Below are 23,086 nucleotides of genomic sequence, written 5' to 3'. Positions count from 1 at the left end.
CAACTTCCGCTCACGGCCTCACAGTCCTCACGACCTCACCATGCCCACCTGAGCACGCTCGAACAGAAGCTCTCTGTTCGAAAAGAGCCTTACCCAAACAGGGCGATTCAACAGCCACCGGAGGCATCCAGACTGAAACACGGCCGGCGTCGACGCTGGCGTCGGCCGACAGACAGAACAAGGGGGACACAGCATGTCCAGACTTTCACGGTGTCTGACGGCGGCTGCCGCACTGATCCTCGGTGCGGCGCTCATCGCCACCACCCCTGCAGCGCAGGCTCACTCCAAGCCACGGCTGCCCACCGGCGTACTCGCCTCCGGTCTCCTCACCCCGCTCAGCGCGGCGGTAGACCAGGACGGCACGGCGTACGTCTCCTCGAACTTCGCCGGCCAGATCCTCAAGATCCGGCCGCACAAGGCGCCCAAGGTCGTCTACACCGACCCCAACGGCTACGAGGTCGGCGGGCTGTCGGTCCGCGGCGGCGTGGTCACCTTCGTCGTCACCCGCTCCGACCGCGAGACCTTCGAGAACACGGGCAGCTGGCTCAAGCGGCTCTACCCGTCGGGCAAGGTCAAGACGGTCGCGAACCTGCACGCCTACGAGAAGAAGTACAACCCCGACAGGCGTACGCACTACGGCTTCCGCGACGGCAACAAGAGGTGCAACGCGAAGTGGCCGGCCGACATCGGCGCGCCCGCGGCCTACAAGGGCGGGGTCGACTCGCACCCGTACGCCACCGCCCTCGAGGGCGGCACCACCTACGTCGCCGACGCCGGCGGCAACAGCATCCTGTCGGTCTCCTCGCACGGTCGCATCCACACCGTCGCGACGCTCCCGGGGATCCCGTACAAGTTCACGAAGGAGGTCGTCAAGCAGTTCGGGCTGGACCGGTGCTTCATCGGCCGGACCTACTACTTCGAGGGCGTGCCGACCGATGTCGAGACGGGTCACCACGGACGCCTCTACGTCTCCAGCCTCCCGGGCGGGCCGGAGGGTCCTGAGCTCGGTCCTCGCGGCAGCGTCTTCAAGATCGACGCCCACAAGGGTCACGGTCACGCGAAGCAGATCGCTCGTGGCTTCGCCGGTGCGACCGGCGTCGCGGTGAGCCCGCGCGGCACGATCTACGTGGCCGAGATGTTCGGCAACAAGATCACCGCCGTGCACAACCACCACCGCTGGACGGTCGCCAAGAAGCCGACCCCCGGCGCGGTCGAGTGGACGAAGTGGGGCCTGGTCGCCACCGTCGACGTCCTCTCCGGGACCGAGGAGGGTACGACTCCGGCCGGAAAGCTGATCAACTTCGGCTGATCCTGCACACGTGGCGGGCGGCTCGGGCCGCCCGCCGCGTACGTCTGCGACCTGGGCCTCAGCCGAGGTAGCGCTCCCACGGACCGGTGATGGCCAGCGTGAGGCCCGGGGACTGCATGTTGACGAAGAGCACCTTGCCGTCCGGCGAGAAGGCCGGCCCGCAGAACTCCGAGTCGTTGAGCTGGTTGCGAGCGATCGCATACGTCGGGCCGCCGGGGAACGAGCCGAGCACGTGCGAGGAGCCCGAGCCGTCCTCGGCGAGCACCAGCGAGCCCCAAGGGGTGACCGTGACGTTGTCCGGACCGTCGAAGACGAGGTCGTCGTAGGCCGGTCGGTCGTTCTCCCAGGCCTCGTCGTTGTGCGGGAAGTAGGTCACCAGCTGGATGGTCTCGTTCTTGTAGTTGTAGAACCACACCATGCCGTCGTGCGGGACCGCGTCGGCCGGCAGGTCGGAGCTGTCCTCACCGGCGTAGGAGTTGACCACGTAGACCCCCTCGTCGGTGCCCCACACGCCCTCGAACTTCTTCCCGCGGGTCACCTCACCGTCGGCGAACTGCTTCCGGGTCGACACCTCCCGCGCATCGCGATCGGGCACCGGGATCCAGCGGACCGGGAACGGCCGGTTGAGCTGGCTGGAGGTCAGGTACGCCACGTCGGGCAGGATCGAGCCGTCGGGCAGGATGATCGCCATCGCGCCGAGCTCGCCGGCGTCGTCGGCCAGGTCCTCCGCGATCCCCGGGCCGAGCCGGTAGCCGCGCGGCGCCTCCCAGCGGTAGAAGAGCCCGTTCGGGCCCGAGGCGTCCTCGGAGAGGTAGACGTGGCGACGGTCCTTGTCGATCGCGAGCGCCTCGTGGGCGTAGCGGCCGAACGCCTTGATCGGGAGCGGCAGCTTGCGACCGTCGGCGAAGACCTCGAAGACGTACCCGTGGTCCTTCTGATACCCGTTCCCCGCCCGCTGCTCGGTCTCCTCGCAGGTCAGCCAGGTCCCCCACGGCGTCGGGCCACCGGCGCAGTTGGTCAGCGTGCCGGAGACGCCGACGAACTCGCCGAGGTTCTCGCCGCGCGCGTTGGTCGTGATCACGGTGCAGCCGCCGGCGGCGGTCGCACCCGAGTCGTAGACGGTGCCCGCGACGTGCGGGACACCGTAGGTCGCGTTGCGCCCGAGCTCGTGGTTCTGGATCACCGTGTAGGTGCCGCGACGCCGACCGGCGAAGACCGCGTTGCCGTCGTGAGAGCCCGGCGTCAGCTCGCCGCTGTCGAGCTTGGAGACACCGGCGCGGGTGATGATCTTGTACGAGAACCCCTCGGCCAACGCCAGGATGCCGTCCGGGTCGTCGACGAGCGGCGGGAACGCCTCGTACGGGGTGGGCGCATACTTCCCGGGGCCGCGGCCCTTGTGCGCACCGGGGGTGGAGTCGGCGAGTGCGGGCATCGTCCCGGCGATCGCGATCCCGACCCCGGCACCAGCGCCGCCGGCGATGAGGGAACGACGAGATGCAGGCATGGTGATACTCCTCGGAGCTAGGTAGGGGATCCCGAGACAGGTCTTCTCGGCCCTACCCAAACCGCTTCACCGAACCTGCAGGCCCTCCTGCGGTGAACACCACGCGGCGGCGCCGTGAACCATCTGCTCAGCGCGCGCTGATGACCGCCACCCGCGACCCCTCAGGCCACGTCCACGAACCGCAGGCTGCACAGGACGATGAGGAACATCCCCACGGTGGCAGCGCCGAACAAGCTGGTCAGTCGGGTCTGACGGGCCGCGGAGCGGCCGCCTTCCCACGCGTACCCGCACCTGCAGCACATCAGCCGCCGGCGGCCCCCCGAACGCGAGAGAACCCGGATCTCCTCGTCTTCGGTGCACATGGCACACATAGCCGAAGTCATCGAGCGAACTCCTCGCACTTCTTCGTGAACAGAATCTGTACAACGCCACCCAGGGTGACACAGCAGAAGGGCCTTCCCCCAGTTGAGCACGTCCTGTTGGGGAACTGTGAAGGTGCTATTGACCAGCGGGAACGTCGTCTGGCCCGGTCTCCGGGTTGGCCACGCCGTAGGGGATGTGGACGCCTGCGATCGACTCGACCGCCTCGTCGAGATGGGTGGTCTGGTCGTCGAAGAAGATCAGCGGCCGGAGCACCTCGAGGACGCGTTTCTTCTCCACGCCGCCGAGGAAGAAGGCCTCGTTGACGTAGACGTCCCAGGACTGCAGCGACCGGATCGCGCGCTCGTGGGCGGGGGCGCCGCGGGCGGTGACCAGGGCGATGCGCAGGCGCGGCTCGTAGCTCGGGTCCTCCAGCCGGCGCTGTTCCTCGATCTGCTGGATCCGGTTGAGGTCGCTGAGCAGCGGCTTCAGCGGCCCGGGCTCGAGCGGCTCGCTCTTCCGGCTCGCTTCGTAGGCCCGGTAGCGCTCGATGCCCTCCTCCCGGAAGATCCGCTCGGAGGCGTCGTCGGCCAGCACACCGTCGAAGTCGAAGGCGACGACCACGGAGCTGTCGGAGTCGTCGTACGTCGCGGCCGACGGAAGCACGTGCCCGGCCGGGAACCCCTCCCGGCTGGCCGCGATGACGTCGTCGCGGTTGCCGCTGAGGAAGAGCGACATGCCGAGCGCACCGATGTAGCGGTGCGGCGAGCGGCCCTGGGTGAAGACCGCGCGGGTCATCGGCAGGTCGTGGTGCTCGATCGAGCGCATCACCCGCAGCCCGGTGTTGGGGTCGTTGCGCGAGACCACGATGACCTCGACGAGCCCGTCGTCGGCATCGGCGGACAGGTCGTTGAGGCTGAGCAGCCGCTTGATGAACGGGTACGCCACCCCGGGCCGCAGCGGGTCGTCGATCCGTTCGTCCTGGTAGCGCCGGTAGGCCTCCTCGCCGTGGGCGCGGAAGAACGCGTCCGACTCGGTCAGGTCGAAGAGCGCGCTCGACGCGATCCCGACGACCAGCCGGTCCCTCAGCTCGTATCCCACGCCGACCTGGCTGAGGATCAGTCCGCGTGGGTGACGCGGAGGAACTCCTGCACGTCGAAGAGCGCGCGGACGATGCCGGCACTCTTGGGGAGCAGCGGGGCGACCTCGGCGTAGGGGACGATCCGCGGGTCGGTGACGCGGTGCTCGACGCCGTCGTAGACGATCGTGGCCGAGTGGGCGGCCAGGACGTTCTGGGCCCAGTCGACCTTCGAGGTGTAGGGCAGCGTGATGACGAAGCCGTCGGGGGTGGGCAACGGCGTGATCGGGGTGGCGTACTCCCGGCCGCTCGAACGGCCGACGTGCAGGACGACGCCGTTGGTGGAACCCTCCTGGCCGGCGGTCTTCAGCGCCTCCGAGGCGAACTGCTTCGAGAAGGTGCGGATGCGGTCCTGCAGCCATGGCGACTTGTTTCGCATGCCGATCACGAACGCGGCTCCCGCGCCCACGACGCCGGCGGCCAGCAGGCCCGGGATGACTCGACTCGCTCGCATGCCGCAAACCTACCTCGCACCTCCGCGGCGGGCCTGATGACAGATAGCGTGGGCGCCGTCACACTTGGGGATGGTCTCGGATCACGCCAGGTGGGTCTCGACAGGATCGACCACCGAAGGGAGGAGGAGAGCGGATGCGGCGCTGGCTGCGCTCTTCCATGGGCACCCATCTGGGCACCGAAGCCGACCGGGCGACCTTCCGCACCCTCCACAACGCATCGCTGGCGAGCCCTGCGCTGCGTGGCGGCCTGACCATCGACAGCGCCGAGCGCGCGGCGCCCCACCTGCAGGCGCTGCTGGCCGCCCCTGCGCTGGCGATCACCGACACCGACGGCCTGCTCGCCTGGGAGGGCATCGGCACCCACCACCAGGAGCACGTGACGAAGCTGGCCGAGGCGACGCTGGAACGCGGCGCGACCAGGTTCTACGACCGGGTCGACCTGGAGTGCGGCCAGGCCGGCTGCCCGCTCCACTCCGCCGTGGTCAGCCCGCTGGTCGTCGACGACCACCTGGTCGGCACGCTGCAGGCCTACGCCCCGGACACCTCGGCGATGATGGTCCGCGCCACCGACGAGGTCGCGACCTGGGTCTCCGGTCAGCTCGAGCTCGCCGAGCTGGACGCGTCGCGGCGGCGGCTGATGGAGGCCGAGGTACGCGCGCTGCGCGCTCAGATCAGCCCCCACTTCATCTACAACTCGCTGGGTGCGATCGCCAGCTTCGTACGCACCGACCCGGAGCGGGCGCGCGAGCTGCTGCTGGAGTTCGCCGACTTCACCCGCTACTCCTTCCGCACCCATGGTGAATACACCACGCTGTCGGAGGAGCTCCGGTCCGTCGAGCGCTACCTCCTCCTGGAGCAGGCCCGGTTCGGCGAGCGGCTGAGCGTGCGGCTCTCGGTGGCGCCCGAGGTGCTGCCGATCGCGGTGCCGTTCCTGTGCCTGCAGCCGCTGGTCGAGAACGCCGTACGCCACGGTCTGGCCGACGCTGAGACCGGTCACATCTCCATCCGGGCGGCCGACAGCGGCACCGAGTGCGTGATCGAGGTCGAGGACGACGGCGCCGGCGAGGACCCGGAGAAGGTGCGCGACGCGCTGACCGGGGCCTCGACAGACTCGACCGCCGGGAACAGCTCGGCCAACGACTCGGTCGGGCTCGGCAACGTCGACGCCCGGCTGCGCAACGCCTACGGCGACGACTACGGCCTGATCGTCGAGACCGCCCCCGGCGCCGGCACGAAGGTCATCCTCAGAATCCCGAAGTTCGCCCCAGGAGTCCACACATGAACCGCACCACCCAGGCCGTCGCCGCTCGCCAGGGCGCGCCCGGTGGCCGGCTGCGGATCCTGGTCGTCGACGACGAGCCGCCGGCGGCTGACGAGCTCTCCTACCTGCTCACCCAGGACGCACGCGTCGCCGAGGTGCGCACCTGCCTCAGCGCCACCGACGGTCTGCAGCAGCTGCAGGGCTCCGGTGTGGACGCGGTCTTCCTCGACATCCAGATGCCCGGGCTCAACGGCCTCGAGCTGGCCCGCCTGCTGGCACGGTTCAAGACGCCGCCGGCGGTCGTCTTCGTGACCGCCCACGAGGAGCACGCGCTGGAGGCCTTCGACCTGCGTGCGGTCGACTACGTCCTCAAGCCGGTGCGCGCCGAGCGCCTGGCCGAGACCGTGACCCGGCTGATGGGCAGCGTCCCCGAGGAGGAGCCGAGCGGCGACCTGCAGATCCCGGTCGAGCTCGGCGGCGTGACCCGCTTCGTGTGGCGCTCACAGATCTCCCACGTCGAGGCCCAGGGTGACTACGCGCGCCTGCACACCGCCGACGCCTCCCACCTGGTGCGGGTGCCGCTGACCCAGCTCGAGCAGGAGTGGGCCTCGGCCCGCTTCGTACGCATCCACCGCTCGCTCCTCGTCAACCTCGCCCACGTGACCGAGGTGAGGTCGGAGGCCGGGCGCACGTCGGTCGTGGTCGGCGGCTCCTCGCGCGGCATCGAGCTGCAGGTCAGCCGCCGCCACACCCGTCAGCTCAAGGACCTGCTCGCGCGGCGCGCATGACCCGATCAGATGACCCGAGCAGATGACTGAGCCCCAGCGCGTACGCGTCACCGGACCGCCCCGCCGGCGCCCGGCCGTCCGCCGTGTCGACATCGACGAGGACACCCACCTCGGCGAGATCTACCTCGGCTCGCTGATGCGCGCCCAGCTCTCGATCGCGGTACGCACCCTGGCGCTGCTCGTCGTCGGCGTCGGGTCGCTCCCGCTGCTCTTCTGGCTGCTGCCGGGCCTGGCCCGCACGGCACCCTTCGGCGTACCGCTGCCCTGGCTGCTCCTCGGGGTGCTCGTCTACCCGTTCCTCTTCCTCCTCGGCCGTTTCTACCTGCGCGGCGCCGAGCGCAACGAGGACAGCTACGCTGACCTGCTGAAGTCGGACGACGAGGCGCCATGAGCCTCGACTCCGCCCCGGCGATCGTCGCCGTCACCCTGGTCACCCTGGCGACCCTCACCATCGGCACCTGGGGACTGCGCTTCAGCCGCACCACCAGCGACTTCTACGTCGCCTCGCGGTCGGTGCGCCCCGGCCTCAACGCGAGCGCGATCGGCGGCGAATACCTCTCCGCCGCCTCCTTCCTCGGCATCGCCGGGCTGGTCTTCGTCTCCGGCGCGGAGATGCTCTGGTACCCGATCGGCTGGACCGCCGGCTACCTCGTGCTGCTGACCCTGGTCGCGGCACCTCTGCGCAGGTCAGGGGCCTACACGCTGCCCGACTTCGCCGAGGAGCGGCTCGCCTCGCGCGGTGTGCGGCGGCTCTGCTCGCTGCTGGTCGTCTCCATCGGCTGGCTCTACCTGCTCCCCCAGCTCCAGGGCGCCGGCATCACCCTCGAGCTCGTCGCCGGGGCGCCGCGCTGGGTCGGCCCGGTGCTGGTCGGCACCGTCGTGCTGGTCAGCGTCTTCTCCGGCGGGATGCGCTCGATCACCTTCGTGCAGGCGTTCCAGTACTGGCTCAAGCTGACCGCCCTGCTCGTCCCGGTCGGGGTGCTGGTCGCGGTCTGGGCCGGCGACGGCGCGCCCCGGCCCGCCGACCTCGGCCTGGCCTGGTCGCTGCCGATGGGCACCGAGGGCTCGACCGGCCTCTACGCCACCTACTCGCTGATCGCGGCGACGTTCCTCGGCACCATGGGCCTGCCCCACGTCGGCGTCCGTTTCTACACCAACCCCGACGGCCGCGCCGCCCGCCGCACCACCCTGGTCGTGCTGGCCCTCCTCGGCGCCTTCTACCTGCTGCCACCGGTCCTCGGCCTCCTCGGCCGTGTGTACGCAGCCACCCCCGCCTCCGCCGACACCCTGATCCTCGAGCTGCCCCGCCTGATGCTCCCCGGCTGGGCGGGCGACGCCCTGACCGGGCTGGTCTGCGCCGGCGCCTTCGCGGCGTTCCTGTCGACCTCGTCGGGTCTGGCGATCGCCGTCTCCGGAGTGCTCTCCCAGGACGTGGTCGTGCCGATGCTGCGCCGCCGCGGCAGCCCGTTCGGCGGGGTCGCTGCCTTCCGGATCGCCTCCCTGGTCGCCGTCCTCGTCCCCGTCGCCGGCGCTCTGCTGACCCCCAGCGTCGGCGTCGCCCGCGGCGTCGCGCTCGCGTTCGCACTCGCCGCCGCCACCTTCTGCCCGCTCCTCATCCTCGGCATCTGGTGGCGCCGGCTGACCGCCTACGGCGCCGGCGCCGGACTCGTCACCGGCCTGGTCACGACCGGCACGGCCGTCGTGGTCACGATCGGTGGGTGGCGTACGGGCTCGTGGGTCGATGTCGCCCTCACCCAGCCGGCGCTGTGGGCGGTGCCGCTCTCGTTCACGGTGATGATCGTCGTCAGCCTCGCCACCGCCTCCCACGTCCCCGCCCACACGACCCGGCTGCTGGTCCGGCTGCACACTCCGGAACCGAAGATCGAGCCGGCCGCCACGCCCGCCCTCCAGCGCTGAACCGCTCCCGGACGACCGCCACTCGGCGTACGAAATCGACCGCTCGTCGCGCGACGGTGCCGTCCACCGAGGGACGGTGCGTTGCCCGGGACGAGCAGGGCGGGCCACCTCTACTGTGACTGCGATCACAACGTCGTCCGCCCTCTACCCCCACGGAGGACGGGCTCGTCAACGAAAGGGTTCGACCGTGAGCGAAGAAGCACACGACCAAGCCCACCGGCACGACCCGGTCTACGACAGCCTGCACGCCACCGCAGAGTTCCGCGCTCTGCGGTCGGCGTATCGGAAGTTCGTCTTCCCGGCCACGGTGGCATTCCTGGTTTGGTATCTCCTCTACGTCTTCTGCTCGAACTGGGCAGAGGGCTTCATGAACACCAAGCTGGTCGGCAACATCAACGTCGCGCTGGTCTTCGGGCTGCTGCAGTTCCTGACCACGTTCGGCATCGCGTACTTCTACGCCAACTACTCCAACAAGCACCTCGACCCGCTGGCTCGGAAGCTCGACGAGGAATACGAGCTCGGCAAGAGGGAGATCTGACATGGACGGCAGCCAGATCCTCACCACGGTCCTCTTCCTGACCGTCGTCGCGATCACGATCGGCATCACCTTCTGGGCGAGCCGGCAGACCAAGACCGCAGCCGACTACTACGCCGGCGGCCGCGGGTTCTCCGGCTTCCAGAACGGCCTCGCGATCGGCGGCGACTACATGTCGGCGGCCTCGTTCCTCGGTATCTCCGGGGCCATCGCGCTCTCGGGCTATGACGGGTTCCTCTACTCGATCGGCTTCCTCGTCGCCTGGCTGGTGGCGCTGCTGCTGGTCGCAGAGGTGCTGCGGAACTCCGGTCGCTACACGATGGCCGACCAGCTGGCGTACCGGATGAAGCAGCGCCCCGTCCGCCTGGCGGCCGCGACCTCCACGGTCGTCGTGTCGATCTTCTACCTGCTGGCCCAGATGGTCGGCGCGGGCGCCCTGGTGGCTCTGCTGCTCGGCGTCGAGGACCAGGCGGTCAAGAACATCGTGATCCTCTTCGTCGGCGCGCTGATGATCTTCTACGTCACCGTCGGCGGGATGAAGGGCACCACCTGGGTCCAGATCGTCAAGGCCGTCCTGCTGATGACCGGCTCGGCCCTGATCGTGATCCTCGTGCTCGCGCAGTTCGGCTTCAACCTGTCCTCGCTGCTCGGCTCGGCCGCCGATGCCTCCGGCAAGGGCGACGCCTTCCTCCAGCCGGGCCTGAAGTACGGCCTGAACTTCACCAGCGAGCTCGACTTCGTCTCGCTGGGTCTCGCGCTGGTGCTCGGCACCGCGGGCCTGCCGCACATCCTGATCCGCTTCTACACCGTCCCGACGTCCGCGGATGCCCGCAAGTCGGTGCTGTGGGCGATCGGCCTGATCGGCGTCTTCTACCTGTTCACCCTGGTCCTGGGCTTCGGTGCGGCCGCCCTGGTCGACCCGGCCACGATGGACAAGGCCGGAAACCTGGCCGCACCACTGCTCGCCCAGGAGGTCGGTGGCGGTGACGGCTCGATCGGCGGCGCGGTGCTGCTGGCCCTCATCTCCGCGGTCGCATTCGCCACGATCCTCGCCGTCGTCGCGGGTCTGACGCTGACCTCCTCGGTCTCCGTCGCCCACGACATCTACAACTCGGTGATCAAGCGCGGCAAGGCCTCCGAGAAGGAGGAGTTGAAGGTCTCGCGCTGGGCCGCGGCAGGCATCGGCCTGGTCGCGATCCTGCTGGCCATCCCGGCGCAGTCGCTCAACATCGCGTTCCTGGTCGCACTGGCCTTCGCGGTCGCCGCCTCGGCGAACCTGCCGGCGATCATCTACAACATGTTCTGGGCGCGCTTCAACACCCGCGGAGCGACCTGGTCGATCTACGGCGGTCTGATCTCCTGCGTCGGGCTGGTCTTCTTCTCGCCCGTCGTCTCCGGCAAGGTCGACGCCGCCACCGGCGCCAGCCTCTCGCTGTTCCCGGCCGGGATCGACTTCGCCTGGTTCCCGCTCGAGAACCCCGGCATCGTCTCCATCCCGCTCGGATTCTTCCTGGGCTGGCTGGGCACGGTGACGTCGAAGGAGCCCGAGACCGCCGAGCGTTACGTCGAGCTCGAGGTCCGCGCGCTCACCGGCGCGGGCTCGGAGAAGGCGATCTCGCACTGATCCACCCCCGGCGGGTCGTCGTCCGCTGAGGCCTCACGGTCTCGGTCGTGCGACGGCCCGCCATCCTCTTTCCTTCCCCCGCACTACCCTGTGGCTTGAGCCACAACCTTTCTGTTCGTAGGAGCGACCCGTGACTGACGAGACCCTGTCCAACCTGCTGCACGAGAAGCGCCGCTTCGAGCCGCCCGCCGAGCTCGCCGCCGCCGCCAACGTCAAGGCCGAGGCCTACGACCAGGCCGCCACGGACCGCGACGCGTTCTGGGCCGTCGCTGCCGAGCGGCTCACCTGGGCCAAGCCGTTCGACCGCGTCCTGAACTGGGACAACCCGCCCTTCGCGAAGTGGTTCGAGGGCGGCGAGATCAACGTCGCGTACAACGCCGTCGACCGGCACGTCGAGGCCGGCCACGGGGACAGGGTCGCGATCCACTGGGTCGGCGAGCCCGAGGACGACAAGCGCACCATCACCTACGCCGACCTCAAGGACGAGGTCTCGCGCGCCGCGAACGCCTTCGAGTCGCTGGGCGTATCCAAGGGCGACCGGGTCGCCATCTACATGCCGATGATCCCCGAGGCCGTCTTCGCGATGCTGGCCTGCGCGCGGATCGGCGCGATCCACACCGTCATCTTCGGCGGCTTCTCCGCCGACGCGCTCGCGACCCGCGTGGTCGACTGCGGCGCGAAGCTGATCGTCACCTCCGACGGCGGCTACCGTCGTGGGGCTCCCTCGGCGCTCAAGCCGGCCGTCGACGAGGCCGTCGCGAAGGTCGAGGAGGCGCAGTCCGGCCTGGTCGAGAACGTGCTGGTCGTCAAGCGCACCGGCCAGGACATCGACTGGAACGACTCGGTCGACAAGTGGTGGGACGACGTCGTCGCGGAGGCGTCCACCGAGCACACCCCGGTCGCGCACGACTCCGAGCACCCGCTCTTCGTCATGTACACCTCCGGCACCACCGGCAAGCCGAAGGGCATCCTGCACACCACCGCCGGCTACCTCACCCAGTCGGCGTTCACCCACTGGGAGGTCTTCGACCTCAAGCCCGAGACCGACGTCTACTGGTGCACCGCCGACATCGGCTGGATCACCGGCCACTCCTACATCGTCTACGGCCCACTGGCCAACGGCGCGACCCAGGTGCTCTACGAGGGCACGCCGGACTTCCCGGAGAAGGGTCGCTGGTGGAAGATCATCGAGGAGTACGGCGTCACCCTCTTCTACACCGCACCGACCGCGATCCGGACGTTCATGAAGCAGGGCCGGGAGATCCCGGACGGGCGCGACCTCTCCTCGGTCCGCCTGCTCGGCTCGGTCGGTGAGCCGATCAACCCCGAGGCCTACGTCTGGTACCGCGACGTCATCGGCGGCTCGAAGGTGCCTGTCGTCGACACCTGGTGGCAGACGGAGACCGGCGCGATCATGATCTCCCCGCTCCCCGGCGTCACCCACGGCAAGCCGGGTTCGGCGATGAAGGCGCTGCCGGGTGTGAGCGCCGACGTGGTCGACGACAACGGCGTCTCCGTGCCGAACGGTGCCGGGGGCTACCTCGTGCTCACCGAGCCGTGGCCGTCGATGCTGCGTACGATCTGGGGCGACGACCAGCGCTACGTCGACACCTACTGGGCGCGCTTCAAGGACCAAGGCTTCTACTTCGCCGGCGACGGCGCGAAGAAGGACGAGGACGGCGACGTCTGGGTCCTCGGCCGCGTCGACGACGTGATGAACGTGTCCGGCCACCGCCTCTCCACGACCGAGATCGAGTCGGCCCTGGTCTCCCACCCCTACGTCGCCGAGGCGGCCGTCGTGGGTGCGACCGATGCCGACACGGGGCAGGCCGTGGTGGCGTACGTGATCCTGCGCGACGGTTCGCCGGAGGACTGCCACAAGGAGCTCTCCGACCACGTCCGCAAGGAGATCGGCCCGATCGCCAAGCCGCGGCAGATCATGATCGTGCCCGAGCTGCCGAAGACCCGCTCCGGGAAGATCATGCGGCGCCTGCTGCGTGACCTCGCCGAGGGTCGCGGTGTCGGCGACACGACCACGCTCGCCGACCAGACGATCATGGATCTGATCGCCGCCGGCCAGGCGACCTCTACGGAGGACTGAGCCGCTGCCGAGTCGGCGCATCTGACCCCGTGCCTCGCGAAAGCGAAGCGAGCGGGAGGGGTCGGATGCGCCGACTCGGCGTTTCTGTGCGACCTCCAGGCTGCTAGTACTTCACCCTTCGGATGAAGTGGCTGCCGGTCCAGATGGGATCCTTCTGGACCCGCTCACCGGGCCTGGGTGCGTGCCAGACCCAGCGGCGACCGTCGCGCTTCCCGGCGTAGATGCCGACGTGGTAGACACCGCCGCTGCCGTAGAAGAACACCAGGTCGCCCTTGCGGGGCTTCTTGACCTTGAAGGTGTGGCCGACCTGCCCCGAGGAGCTGTGGGGCAGCTTGCGGCCGAGCTTCTTGTAGACCCACTGGGTCAGACCCGAGCAGTCGAAGGCGTGCGGGCCGTCGGCGCCGTAGGAGTACGGAGCGCCGGCACGGCTCTTGGCACGCCGGAGCGCACGGATGCCGCGGGACCCCTTCTTCTTGGCCTTCTTCTCCACGACGGCCGTGGTGGGTGCGGTGGCCGGCGGAGCGCCGGTCCGGGTGGTTGCGCCCGGCGGAGCCGAGGTGGCCGACTGGTTGGGTGCGGCGACGAGTGCGAGCCCGGCCACGAGGGTGGTCGCAATGCCGATGCTGAACTTCCTGCTGATCTTCCTGGGCGCGCGCGGCAGCGCGCTGATGCACGTTCCGATCATTCGAGGTTCCCCCGATGCAGCGACACCTACGAAGGTTCACCTGTCGGATTCGGGCTGCTGATGCCCGGGCGCTGGAATCCTGTGTTCCGTCGACTGCGCCTTCACCCCAAGCCGGTCGGCCTTGTCTCTGGCTGCCGGCGTACTGCCTGGCTCCCCCGTGCCCGCCACCTAGGTTGGGTCGGTTCACCTCCGGCTGTGACGGGCTTCGGCGCGACCGGAGCGGCCTCGCCGTTCGGCGAGGGCTGAGATCCACTATGCAACGGATTCCGCGCATTTCTCGGCTCTGACGGTCAAATATGTCGTTGTGTCGCTGCTATTTGATTCTGTTTCCATACGTTAGCGATTTTTCCGAGAGCCATGTCAACGCGGTGAGCGACCACGTCGCGGACCGGCTGGAGGTCCCTTGCTAGGGTCGGAATCAGGTGTGCCGGGAAGTCTGGTCGGCGTGACTTCGACGACCCCCTGAGCCCCTGGAGGCCTGCCCGTGAGCGAGACTCGCAACCGACTCTTCACCCGAACATCGTGGCTGGAGACGTCACGTACCGCCGAGATCCTGCGCGCCGAGACCACCGGCGGCATCCTGCTGATCATCGGCGCGGTCATCGCGGTGATCCTCGCCAACAGCCCCTTGCAGGAGACGTACGAGGCGGTGCGCGACTTCCGCTTCGGCCCCTCCGCGCTCCATCTCGACCTCAGCGTCGGCACCTGGGCCGCCGACGGCCTGCTGGCGATCTTCTTCTTCGTCGCCGGCCTGGAGCTCAAGCGGGAGTTCGTCGCCGGCGACCTGCGCGACCCGCGGCGCGCCGCGCTGCCGATCGCGGCCGCGGTCGGCGGCATGGTCGCCCCGGCGCTGATCTACGTCGCCGTCAACACCATCGGCGGCGGCTCGCTCGCCGGCTGGGCGACACCGGTGGCCACCGACATCGCCTTCGCGGTCGCCATCCTCGCCGTCATCTCGACCCACCTGCCCGCCGGGCTGCGTACGTTCCTGCTGACCCTCGCCGTCGTCGACGACCTGCTCGGCATCACCATCATCGCGATCTTCTTCACCTCCGAGCTCCACATCGGCTATCTGCTGCTCGCGCTCATCCCCATCGGGCTCTTCGCGCTCCTCGTCCAGCGCCGAATCACCAGCCCGTGGCTGCTCATCCCGCTCGCCCTGGTCGCCTGGGCGCTCGTCCACTCCAGCGGCGTCCACGCCACCGTCGCCGGGGTCGTGCTCGGCTTCACCGTGCCCGTCGTCGCGCGCGACCCCGAGGCGAAGCGCGGTCTCGCCGAGCACCTCGAGCACCTGACCCGGCCGATCTCCGCCGGTGTCGCCGTACCGATCTTCGCCTTCTTCGCCGCCGGCGTCTCCCTCGGCGGCTGGGACGGCGTCACGAGCGCTCTGCACGACCCGATCACGCTCGGCATCATCCTCGGCCTCGTCGTCGGCAAGACGATCGGCATCGCCGGCTCGACGTGGCTGCTGGCCACCTTCACCCGCGCCTCGCTCGACGACGACCTCGCCTGGACCGACGTGATCGGGATGGCGATGCTGGCCGGCATCGGGTTCACCGTCTCGCTGCTCATCGGCGAGCTCGCCTTCGGCTCCGACCACGGGGCCCACGACCACATGAAGGTCGGCGTCCTTTTCGGCTCCGTCCTCGCGTCCCTCCTCGCCACGATCATCCTCCGGGCACGCAACCGGGTCTACCGGCGCATCGAGGAGCTCGAGACGACCGACGCCGACAACGACGGCGTGCCGGACGTGTTCGAAGAGGATCAGGGTCGGGACCGGTAAGGTCGTGATCGCTCCCCAACACACGTTCAGCGAAGGGTTCCCATGGCAGTCGACAACGTGAAGGCTCCGGGCGGCGAGGACCCGACGATCGGGAAGCTCGTCGTCGACGCCACCCGTGACATCTCCGAGCTCGTCAACAAGGAGATCACGCTCGCCAAGCAGGAGCTCAAGGTCTCCTTCACCAACGCCGGCGTCGGCGCAGGCCTCTTCGCCGCCGCCGCGTTCCTGCTGGTGCTCGCGGTGATCATGTTCTCCGTCTCGGTGGCCTACTTCATCCACTGGGCCGGCCTCGGCCTCCACTGGGCCTTCCTGATCGTCTTCGGCTTCTACGTACTCCTCGCCGGCCTCCTCGCCTTCATCGGCGTACGCAAGGTCAAGAAGGTCAAGGCTCCCGAGAAGGCGATCGCCCAGGGCAAGGAGATCCCCCGCGCCCTCAAGGGTCAGCACTGACCGCCGAGGCGTCAGCGCGGTCGGCCGAGGCGTCATCGTGACGGGCCGAATTCTGTCCACAGGCAGGTCCCGACACGGAGTTATCCACAGGCTCTGAAAAGACGGATGACTTCGTACGCGACCTGGCGCACGCTGCGAGCATGAATCTCTCACTCGTCAAGACCGACAGCGACCTGCCCCAGAGTCCGTTCACCACGTCCGACATCGACTCGGTGGCGACCAACCGCTACGCACTCACCCAGGCGATCGGCCATGGAGACGTGCGGCGGCCCTTCCGGGGCGTCTACCTCCCCGCGCAAGCGGAGGACGATCCGGTCAGGCGAGCGGAAGCGCTCGTGCAGGTGGTCTCGGAGCACCAAGTCATCAGTGACCGTACGGCAGCATGGGTCCACGGCGTCAACACCTTCACGCAGACGGAGCTGTCGCAGGTCCCGGCGGTGGAGACGTGCGCCGTCCGTGGCCACACCCGCACTCGCCGCCCAGGCGCCGACGGTCGCTCCCGCGACCTGCTCCCGGAGGACATCACCATCGTCGGCGGCTTGCGCGTGACGACACCGCTGCGCACCGCCCTCGACCTCGGCTGCAACCTGAACCGGCGCGAGGCGATGGCCGCCCTCAACGAGTTCGCCCGACAACACGGGATCAGCCGCAGCGCCCTCGACAAAGAGCTGCCCCGGTTTCGAGGCCGCCGCGGCGTCGTCCAGCTCCGTGAGCTCGTCCCGCTGGTGAGCCGACGCATGGAGTCCCAGCGCGAGTCCTGGACCATGCTCGCGATCAGCGACGCCGGCCTACCGCTCCCGGAGGCCCAGGTCTGGGTCGAGGTCGAGGGGATCCCGACCTACCGTCTCGACTTCGCTTATCGCCTGGCCAAGGTCGCGATCGAATACGACGGCGAGGACCACGACGACCCGGACCAGCGCATCTACGACGAAGAACGACGTGGTTGGCTCATCGACCACGGCTGGACGATCGTGATCGTGCGAAAAGGCGACTTCACCGGCGATCGCCTCGACGCCTGGCTCCGCGAGGTCAGAGACGCGCTGACTCCGACGTACTTCACCCGGCGATTCTGATCGAGACGTCACCCCCGACGGCCGAGACGTCACCCCCGACGGCCGAAGCGTCACCCCCGGACAGCCGAAGCGTCACCCCGGACGGCCGAAGTGGCACGCCGGTGCCCTCTCGGCCGACGCGTCTGACGTCTCGACCGACCTAGCTGACGTCTCGACTCAGCCGGCGCAGGCGCCGGTGTCGACGGCTTCGGTCTGGGTGCGGGCCTCGCGGGCGATGTCGATGACCTGGTCGGTGGTGAGGGCGTAGCCGGTCTCGGAGTCGGTGACCGAGGCGGCGAAGACGACGCCGACGACGTCACCCTCGGAGTCGACGATGGGGCCGCCGGAGTTGCCGGGGCGGATGAGGCCGCGCACGGAGTAGACGTCTCGGATGACGGTGCCGACGCCGTAGATGTCCGGGGAGCGGAGACGCTGCTCGGCGCGGATACGACCGGGCTGTACGTCGAAGGGGCCGTCCTGGGGGTAGCCGAGGACCGCGATCGGGTCCTCGGCGGCGGCGGTGCGGTCGAAGTCGAGGCGCTTGAGGTTGCCGCCGCCCTTGAACTTGAGCACGGCGATGTCGATCTCGGGGTCGTAGTGGACGACCTTGGCGTCGTTGGCGCCATCGCCGACGATCACGTTGGGGTCGTCCACGCCCGCGACGACGTGGGCGTTGGTCATCAGGTAGCCGCGCCCGATCACGAAACCGGTGCCCTCGACGCCCTTGCCGCACTGGTTGGCGCCACGGATCTTGAGGACGGACTCGCCGGCACGTACGACGTCGGGGTCGGTGAGCATCCGGCGCGGGCCGGGGCCGACCTCGACGATCCGCTCACGGGCGAACGGCTCGAGGTAGCGCGGGAAGAACGAGGTGCCGACGACGTCGTTGAAGGCGCGCAGCGCACGGTCGGCCGGGGTCGGCATGATCGAGTCGACCTTGGCGAGGATCGCCGAGCCGCGTACGGCCGGGGTCAGGCCGTTGATCTGCGCACCGGAGACCGCGACGCCGAGGGCCCAGGCGACGACCAGCACCGCGGCCGCGCTGAGCAACGACCCACCCAGAGCGTCGACGATGCGCGCAGGCTGCCAGGTGATCTCGTCTCGGACGCGTACGCCGCCGTACTGCAGCACCGCCTGCCCGATGGAGGCGCAGGCGATCACCACGAACAGAGCACCGAGGGAGACCCAGAGCGACGGGGCCGCGCTGCCGAGCACCTTCGGTGCGAGCCAGATCCCGATGAAGCCACCGAGCAGCAGGCCGCCGGTGGCGAACGCGCCGGTGATGAAGCCCTGCCAATAGCCGGAGAGCGCGTAAGCCCCGACGAGGACGATCAGGATCCAATCAAGAAAGTTCACGGCCGATTCCGTTCGCGTCCCTGCAGCATGTATTCGGGCAACTCCTTGATCGGGGCGTCCGGAATCTCCGAGATCCACCCGAGATAGGTGAAGAAACGGTTGATGATTCCACCTGTGAAGCCCCAGAGGATGACATCCTTCTCCGGTCCGATCAAGAACGCGGGCATCAGCCACCCGCTGCGGCCCGGCGCTCCCACCTGGATTCGGTGAGCGGGGTCCTTGAGCTCTTCGAGGGGCACGCGGTAGACAGCGTGCACCTCCTCGAGCGATCGAGTGGTCACCGGCGACGGCTCGCGCCACCACGCGATGACCGGCACCACCGCATGGTTGGAGAACGGGATCCACAGCGCCGGGAGCCTGCCGACGACGTCGACGCCGGCCGGGTCGAGGCCGGTCTCCTCCCACGCCTCTCGGAGCGCCGCCTCCTCGACGGTCTCCCCCGCATCGAGCCGTCCACCGGGAAAGGACACCTGGCCCGGGTGGGAACGCATCGTGTGGGAGCGCTCGGTCAGCAGCAGGTCAGGACCCTCAGGACCGTCGCTGAAGAGCATGAGCACGGCCGACTCGCGGGCACTGCCGTCGGCCGGCGGCAGGAACTGCGAGATGTCCTCGCCGCGGATCCTCTTCGCCGCCTCGACGATCTCCTCGAACCAGTCCGGCCTTGTGCCGTCCGCCGTCACAGCGTGATCCCCAGCTTCTTCTCGACGAGCCTCTTCACCTGGCCCGCACTCGTCATGCCGCCCATCTGCAGGAGCTCGACCTCGCCCGTCTCCGAGAGGACGTACGTCGCCGGCACCGCTCGCGCGGTGAGCGGCCCGCCCTGGAGCTCGCCGCCGGGATCGGCGTACATCGGGAAGGTCACTCCGCGCGAGATCGCCTCCTCGAGCGCGACGCCGGGCACGGTGTCCATGACGTCGATGCCGATCACCGGCACCTCGTCGCCATAGGTCTCGTAAAAGCTCTGCAGCGCCGGCATCTCCTCCTTGCAGGGCGCGCAGAAACCCTGGAACAGGTTGACCACCATCGGTCCCTCGAACGACGCGAGGTCGACCGAGTCACCGCCGCCGAGGCAGGGGAGCTCGACAGCAGGCAGTCCGCCGTCGCTCGCCGAGCCCGCCCGGCAGTCCTCGACCTTCGAGGCCTTCTTGGCCGCGACCATGTCCTTGGTGGCGACGTCCACCTTCGAGGACGGCCTGTCTCCCAGCGGCGCGCCCGACTGCCCGCCGCCCGACGAGTCGGTGCCGCAGGCAGCCAGCACGGTCAGCAGCAGAGCAGCTGCCACCGCGGCGCGACCACGAAGCATCAGTTGCGGCCCTCCGTGCGGACCAGCTTGGCCGCGACCACAGGGTCGGTCGGCCCCTCGCCGTACGCAGGACACAGCTTCGCCAGCGGACAGGCACCGCACGCGGGCTTCTGCGCGTGACAGATCCGGCGGCCGTGCCAGATGACGTGGTGGGAGAGCATCGTCCAGTCGCGCTTCTCGAAGAGAGCGCCGACCTCGTGCTCGACCTTGACCGGGTCCTTCTCGGTGGTCCAGCCGAAGCGTCGCGAGAGCCTGCCGAAGTGGGTGTCGACGGTGATCCCGGGCTTGCCGAACGCGTTGCCGAGCACCACGTTGGCGGTCTTGCGCCCGACGCCGGGCAGCTTCACCAGCTCCTCCAGGCGCGAGGGCACCTCGCCGTCGTGCTCCTCGACCAGCACCGCGCTCAGCTTGAGCAGCGCATCGGTCTTGGCCCGGAAGAACCCGAGCGGCCCGACGAGCTGCTCGAGGTGTTCGCGCGGCGCTGCGGCCATCTCCTTCGCCGTCGGATAGGCCGCGAACAGCGCGGGCGAAGCGAGGTTGACCCGCTTGTCGGTGGTCTGCGCGCTGAGCACGGTCACGACCAGGCACTCGAACGGGTTGGTGAAGTCGAGCTCGGCCTTCGCATCGGGGTAGGTCTCACCGAGGATGCGGTCGATCCGACGGGCACGACGCACCAGACCCAGGCGCGTCTCAGTCGCAAACTTCTGGGCAGGCACGCAGCAAGGCTACGCGGCCGCACCGACAATCCCGATCCGGCCCGGAAGTTCGATTAGCACAAATACCGTCGGACACATGCACTTTCCACCCTTATCGACCGCTTATCGGTGGGGGAAGTGCAACTGTGAGACGTTCCACAGATAGGATTCCCGATGTAATACCCGCGGATGTGGGGAAAATCCAGGAGGAATGGCCGCAATGGACAACGACGTACTCCGTCAGGCACCGCTCTTCAGCTCACTCGACGACGAGTCGATGACGGCCCTGCACGCCTCGATGGCAGAGTCGAAGCTCCGCCGCGGAGAGGTGCTCTTCCACGAGGGCGACTCCGGCGACAAGCTGTACGTCGTGATCGACGGCAAGGTGAAGCTCGGTCGCACCTCGTCCGACGGCCGGGAGAACCTGCTCGCGATCATGGGCCCCGGCCAGATGTTCGGCGAGCTCTCGCTCTTCGACCCGGGCCCCCGCTCCGCCACCGTCACCGCGGTCACCGACTCCACCTTCGCGAGCCTCTCCCACGAGGACCTCCTCAAGTGGCTCGAGGGCCGCCCGGTCGTCGCCCGTGGCCTGCTCTCCCAGCTCGCGGGCCGGCTCCGCAAGGCCAACGACGTCGTCGCCGACCTGGTCTTCTCCGACGTCCCCGGCCGCGTGGCGAAGGCTCTGCTCGACCTCGCCGACCGCTTCGGCCGCACCGCCGACGACGGCGTCCACGTCCACCACGACCTCACCCAGGAGGAGCTCGCCCAGCTCGTCGGCGCCTCCCGCGAGACGGTCAACAAGGCCCTGGCCGACTTCGCCAGCCGCGGCTGGCTCCGCCTCGAGCCCCGCAGCGTAGTCATCATGGACATCGAAAGAATGGCCCGCCGAGCCCGCTGACCCGCCAGCCCGCCGAGACGTCAGAAATCGACGCCGAGGCGTCACTTCTCGACGGCGAGAGGTCGATTTCTGAGACCCGGCGGATGCCAGGGCCTCGGAGATCGACCTCTCGCTGTCGTTTTCTGACGTCTCGGCGTCGATTTTCGACGTCTCGGGGTCAGGTTCGTTCGGCGAGGTAAGCCAGCTGGGCGCGGACCGAGAGCTCGGCGGCGCCCCAGAGGACCTGGTCGACGTCGGCGTACACGATCTCGACGACCGCTCGCGGGTCTGCCTCGGCCGCCGTGGTTCCGAGCGTGGCGACAGCGGCCTCGACCTGGCCGAGGCGCTCGCGGCGGTGGGAGATGTAGTAGTCAAGGGCGCCGAGGGCGTTGCCGATGACCGGGCCGTGGCCGGGCCAGACGTTGCCGACCCCGTGCTCGGAGGCGAGCGCGTGGAGGCGGTCGAGGGAGTCGAGGTAGGCGCCGAGCTGGCCGTCGGGGTGGGCGACGACGGTGGTGCCGCGGCCGAGGACGGTGTCCCCGGTGAGCACCGCCCCGTCGCCGGGCAGCCAGAACGAGAGCGAGTCGGCGGTGTGACCGGGCGTACCGACGACCCGGATCTCCAGCCCGTCGACCTCGATGACGTCACCGTCGCCGAGGCCCTCGGTGCCGAGCCGGTATTCAGGATCCAGAGCGCGTACGCCGGCCCCGACCCGCTCCGCGAAGGCCCGGGCAGCCTCGGAGTGGTCGTAGTGGTGATGGGTCAGCAGCACCGTCGCCACCTCGCCGGCCGCCTCCGCGACCGCGTCGAGATGCCCCTCGTCCAACGGACCCGGGTCGATCACGACCGACCGGCGCGCTCCCGGCTCGCGCAGCACCCAGGTGTTGGTGCCGTCGAGCGACATGATGCCGGGGTTGGGCGCCAGGATGCACTGCCCGCGCTCTCCGAAGGTCCCGCCGGACCACGACTCGCTCATCAGCGCTTCCTCCCCGCGACCAGGGCCGCGTGCCGCGGCATCATCGACAGCACGTGACCGCCGTCGACCTCCGAGACGGTCGGTGTGAACATCGTCAGCGTCCTCCCGGCGGCATCGGCGAGGATCTCGTCCTCGGAGCCGAGCGAGGCGACCTCGAGGCAGTTGAGGTAGGTCGGCGGCATCATCGCGAGCTCGCCGGCCTCGACCTGTGCGACCGCCTCGGCGACCTCCAGCCACTGCACGGAGGACGACTCGCTGGACACGTCGCGCGTCAGCTGCCCCTCCGGCAACCGGGCGACGAAGAACCAGGTCGCATACCGCTTCGGCTCGAAGACCGGGGTGGTCCAGGCGGCCCACGGCGCCAGCAGGTCGGTACGCAGCACCAGCCCTCGTCGGGTCAGCAGCTCGGTCAGCGACAGCGTGCGCGACTCCAGAGCAGCACGGTCGGCCTCCCAGTCGTCGCCCGAGACGTCGTCGACGACCGAGTCCTCCGAGACCCCGGCGAGCAGCACCCCGGACTCCTCGAACGTCTCCCGCACGCCGGCAGCGACCAGCGCCCGGGCCCGGGCCTCGTCGACCCCGAGCCGGCGCGCCCACTCGGCGGCCGTCGGCCCGGCCCAGCAGGAGTCGGGCAGCTCGACGTCGCGTACGTCCACGCCGCCGCCGGGGAAGACGGCCATCCCGGCGGCGAATCCCATCGTCATCTGCCGCCGGAGCAGGTAGACCTCCGGCCCGGCGCCCGAGCCCGGTCGCAGCAGGAGCACCGTCGCCGCGTCGCGCGGCTCGACCGGGGTGCGTACGCCCTCGGCGTACTCCCCGGCCAAGGCCACGATGTCGTCATTGAGCCGGACTGGAGGGATCGGGATACGCACGCTCGTCACTGTAGCGACGGTCACGAGGTCGACGTGCCCCTATCC

At 69.3% G+C, this 23,086-nt stretch carries 22 protein-coding genes; 12 read left to right on the top strand and 10 right to left on the bottom strand.

Annotated features, from left to right (window positions below; genetic code table 11):
- Positions 1-193 precede the first annotated feature (193 nt).
- Positions 194-1,309 carry a ScyD/ScyE family protein gene (locus IEY81_RS14680; protein WP_189119230.1) on the top strand — a complete coding sequence of 372 codons (1,116 nt, stop codon included), beginning with the start codon at positions 194-196 and terminating at the stop codon, positions 1,307-1,309.
- Positions 1,310-1,367: 58 nt separating this feature from the next.
- On the opposite strand, the gene IEY81_RS14675 is transcribed toward IEY81_RS14680, so the two are convergent.
- The 3 genes from IEY81_RS14675 to IEY81_RS14665 form a co-directional block, all read right to left on the bottom strand.
- Positions 1,368-2,813, bottom strand: a complete 1,446-nt coding sequence (locus IEY81_RS14675) for an alkaline phosphatase PhoX (protein WP_189119229.1) — start codon at positions 2,811-2,813, stop codon at positions 1,368-1,370.
- A 498-nt stretch (positions 2,814-3,311) separates the two neighbouring features.
- Positions 3,312-4,274 (bottom strand): 5'-nucleotidase, encoded by a 963-nt coding sequence (locus IEY81_RS14670; protein WP_189119228.1) that lies wholly within the window; start codon positions 4,272-4,274, stop codon positions 3,312-3,314.
- A gap of 17 nt (positions 4,275-4,291) precedes the next feature.
- Positions 4,292-4,765 carry a PNPOx family protein gene (locus tag IEY81_RS14665; RefSeq protein ID WP_189119227.1) on the bottom strand — a complete coding sequence of 158 codons (474 nt, stop codon included), beginning with the start codon at positions 4,763-4,765 and terminating at the stop codon, positions 4,292-4,294.
- Between the two features lie 134 nt (positions 4,766-4,899).
- Between IEY81_RS14665 and IEY81_RS14660 the strand changes: the two genes are divergently transcribed.
- The 7 genes from IEY81_RS14660 to acs all read left to right on the top strand — a co-directional run bounded on the left by IEY81_RS14660 (position 4,900) and on the right by acs (position 12,992).
- Entirely contained in the window at positions 4,900-6,048 is a 1,149-nt protein-coding gene (locus tag IEY81_RS14660) for a sensor histidine kinase (protein ID WP_189119226.1), read from the top strand.
- On the top strand, positions 6,045-6,815 hold the full coding sequence (locus IEY81_RS14655) for a LytR/AlgR family response regulator transcription factor (RefSeq protein WP_189119225.1): 771 nt from the start codon (positions 6,045-6,047) through the stop codon (positions 6,813-6,815). The genes IEY81_RS14660 and IEY81_RS14655 overlap by 4 nt, the downstream gene beginning before the upstream one ends.
- Positions 6,816-6,837: 22 nt before the next feature.
- Positions 6,838-7,206, top strand: a complete 369-nt coding sequence (locus IEY81_RS14650; RefSeq protein ID WP_189119224.1) for a hypothetical protein — start codon at positions 6,838-6,840, stop codon at positions 7,204-7,206.
- Entirely contained in the window at positions 7,203-8,732 is a 1,530-nt protein-coding gene (locus IEY81_RS14645; protein WP_189119223.1) for a sodium/solute symporter, read from the top strand. The genes IEY81_RS14650 and IEY81_RS14645 overlap by 4 nt, the downstream gene beginning before the upstream one ends.
- Before the next feature lie 187 nt (positions 8,733-8,919).
- On the top strand, positions 8,920-9,270 hold the full coding sequence (locus tag IEY81_RS14640) for a DUF485 domain-containing protein (protein ID WP_189119222.1): 351 nt from the start codon (positions 8,920-8,922) through the stop codon (positions 9,268-9,270).
- Position 9,271: 1 nt separating this feature from the next.
- Entirely contained in the window at positions 9,272-10,891 is a 1,620-nt protein-coding gene (locus tag IEY81_RS14635) for a monocarboxylic acid transporter (RefSeq protein WP_189119221.1), read from the top strand.
- A gap of 130 nt (positions 10,892-11,021) precedes the next feature.
- The gene (gene acs / locus IEY81_RS14630; RefSeq protein ID WP_189119220.1) at positions 11,022-12,992 is read left to right on the top strand and encodes an acetate--CoA ligase; all 1,971 of its coding nucleotides are present in this window, start codon (positions 11,022-11,024) and stop codon (positions 12,990-12,992) included.
- 103 nt (positions 12,993-13,095) lie between these two features.
- Here the strand turns inward: acs and IEY81_RS14625 are convergent, their stop codons facing one another.
- On the bottom strand, positions 13,096-13,677 hold the full coding sequence (locus IEY81_RS14625; protein WP_189119219.1) for a C40 family peptidase: 582 nt from the start codon (positions 13,675-13,677) through the stop codon (positions 13,096-13,098).
- A gap of 484 nt (positions 13,678-14,161) precedes the next feature.
- Between IEY81_RS14625 and nhaA the strand changes: the two genes are divergently transcribed.
- The 3 genes from nhaA (at position 14,162) to IEY81_RS14610 (ending at position 16,983) form a co-directional block, all read left to right on the top strand.
- Positions 14,162-15,460, top strand: coding sequence for a Na+/H+ antiporter NhaA (gene nhaA, locus IEY81_RS14620; RefSeq protein ID WP_189119218.1), 1,299 nt, complete (start codon positions 14,162-14,164; stop codon positions 15,458-15,460).
- Between the two features lie 42 nt (positions 15,461-15,502).
- On the top strand, positions 15,503-15,910 hold the full coding sequence (locus IEY81_RS14615) for a phage holin family protein (RefSeq protein ID WP_189119217.1): 408 nt from the start codon (positions 15,503-15,505) through the stop codon (positions 15,908-15,910).
- 140 nt (positions 15,911-16,050) lie between these two features.
- Positions 16,051-16,983, top strand: coding sequence for a type IV toxin-antitoxin system AbiEi family antitoxin (locus tag IEY81_RS14610; RefSeq protein ID WP_189119216.1), 933 nt, complete (start codon positions 16,051-16,053; stop codon positions 16,981-16,983).
- Positions 16,984-17,139: 156 nt separating this feature from the next.
- On the opposite strand, the gene IEY81_RS14605 is transcribed toward IEY81_RS14610, so the two are convergent.
- The 4 genes from IEY81_RS14605 to nth are packed head-to-tail and all read right to left on the bottom strand — an operon-like array spanning position 17,140 to position 20,337.
- Positions 17,140-18,318 carry a MarP family serine protease gene (locus tag IEY81_RS14605; protein WP_189119215.1) on the bottom strand — a complete coding sequence of 393 codons (1,179 nt, stop codon included), beginning with the start codon at positions 18,316-18,318 and terminating at the stop codon, positions 17,140-17,142.
- Positions 18,315-18,998 (bottom strand): NUDIX hydrolase, encoded by a 684-nt coding sequence (locus IEY81_RS14600; RefSeq protein WP_189119214.1) that lies wholly within the window; start codon positions 18,996-18,998, stop codon positions 18,315-18,317. The genes IEY81_RS14605 and IEY81_RS14600 overlap by 4 nt, the downstream gene beginning before the upstream one ends.
- Positions 18,995-19,621, bottom strand: a complete 627-nt coding sequence (locus tag IEY81_RS14595) for a TlpA family protein disulfide reductase (RefSeq protein WP_189119213.1) — start codon at positions 19,619-19,621, stop codon at positions 18,995-18,997. The genes IEY81_RS14600 and IEY81_RS14595 overlap by 4 nt, the downstream gene beginning before the upstream one ends.
- Positions 19,621-20,337 (bottom strand): endonuclease III, encoded by a 717-nt coding sequence (nth, locus tag IEY81_RS14590; RefSeq protein ID WP_189119212.1) that lies wholly within the window; start codon positions 20,335-20,337, stop codon positions 19,621-19,623. The genes IEY81_RS14595 and nth overlap by 1 nt, the downstream gene beginning before the upstream one ends.
- Positions 20,338-20,536: 199 nt before the next feature.
- Here nth and IEY81_RS14585 point away from each other — a divergent pair, with 199 nt between their 5' ends.
- The gene (locus IEY81_RS14585; protein WP_189119211.1) at positions 20,537-21,214 is read left to right on the top strand and encodes a Crp/Fnr family transcriptional regulator; all 678 of its coding nucleotides are present in this window, start codon (positions 20,537-20,539) and stop codon (positions 21,212-21,214) included.
- Between the two features lie 157 nt (positions 21,215-21,371).
- On the opposite strand, the gene IEY81_RS14580 is transcribed toward IEY81_RS14585, so the two are convergent.
- Positions 21,372-22,169, bottom strand: coding sequence for an MBL fold metallo-hydrolase (locus IEY81_RS14580; protein ID WP_189119210.1), 798 nt, complete (start codon positions 22,167-22,169; stop codon positions 21,372-21,374).
- A complete protein-coding gene (locus IEY81_RS14575) occupies positions 22,169-23,041 on the bottom strand; it encodes an NUDIX hydrolase (protein WP_189119209.1) in 873 nt (290 codons plus the stop codon). The genes IEY81_RS14580 and IEY81_RS14575 overlap by 1 nt, the downstream gene beginning before the upstream one ends.
- Positions 23,042-23,086 lie beyond the last annotated feature (45 nt).

It is taken from the genome of Nocardioides luteus (genome assembly GCF_014648595.1).
GTDB classification, from domain to species: Bacteria; Actinomycetota; Actinomycetes; order Propionibacteriales; family Nocardioidaceae; genus Nocardioides; species Nocardioides luteus.
This window is presented reverse-complemented; position numbering and strand designations above follow the sequence as displayed.

Excerpts from the sequence above, each read along its gene's own strand:
- IEY81_RS14585 (WP_189119211.1), top strand. The coding sequence starts at position 20,537 with ATGGACAACGACGTACTCCGTCAGGCACCGCTCTTCAGCTCACTCGAC.
- IEY81_RS14650 (WP_189119224.1), top strand. The coding sequence starts at position 6,838 with ATGACTGAGCCCCAGCGCGTACGCGTCACCGGACCGCCCCGCCGGCGC.
- IEY81_RS14645 (WP_189119223.1), top strand. The coding sequence starts at position 7,203 with ATGAGCCTCGACTCCGCCCCGGCGATCGTCGCCGTCACCCTGGTCACC.
- IEY81_RS14660 (WP_189119226.1), top strand. The coding sequence starts at position 4,900 with ATGCGGCGCTGGCTGCGCTCTTCCATGGGCACCCATCTGGGCACCGAA.
- IEY81_RS14665 (WP_189119227.1), bottom strand. The coding sequence starts at position 4,765 with ATGCGAGCGAGTCGAGTCATCCCGGGCCTGCTGGCCGCCGGCGTCGTG.
- IEY81_RS14615 (WP_189119217.1), top strand. The coding sequence starts at position 15,503 with ATGGCAGTCGACAACGTGAAGGCTCCGGGCGGCGAGGACCCGACGATC.
- IEY81_RS14655 (WP_189119225.1), top strand. The coding sequence starts at position 6,045 with ATGAACCGCACCACCCAGGCCGTCGCCGCTCGCCAGGGCGCGCCCGGT.
- IEY81_RS14625 (WP_189119219.1), bottom strand. The coding sequence starts at position 13,677 with ATGATCGGAACGTGCATCAGCGCGCTGCCGCGCGCGCCCAGGAAGATC.
- IEY81_RS14580 (WP_189119210.1), bottom strand. The coding sequence starts at position 22,169 with ATGAGCGAGTCGTGGTCCGGCGGGACCTTCGGAGAGCGCGGGCAGTGC.
- IEY81_RS14595 (WP_189119213.1), bottom strand. The coding sequence starts at position 19,621 with ATGCTTCGTGGTCGCGCCGCGGTGGCAGCTGCTCTGCTGCTGACCGTG.
- IEY81_RS14635 (WP_189119221.1), top strand. The coding sequence starts at position 9,272 with ATGGACGGCAGCCAGATCCTCACCACGGTCCTCTTCCTGACCGTCGTC.
- IEY81_RS14680 (WP_189119230.1), top strand. The coding sequence starts at position 194 with ATGTCCAGACTTTCACGGTGTCTGACGGCGGCTGCCGCACTGATCCTC.
- IEY81_RS14675 (WP_189119229.1), bottom strand. The coding sequence starts at position 2,813 with ATGCCTGCATCTCGTCGTTCCCTCATCGCCGGCGGCGCTGGTGCCGGG.
- IEY81_RS14610 (WP_189119216.1), top strand. The coding sequence starts at position 16,051 with ATGAATCTCTCACTCGTCAAGACCGACAGCGACCTGCCCCAGAGTCCG.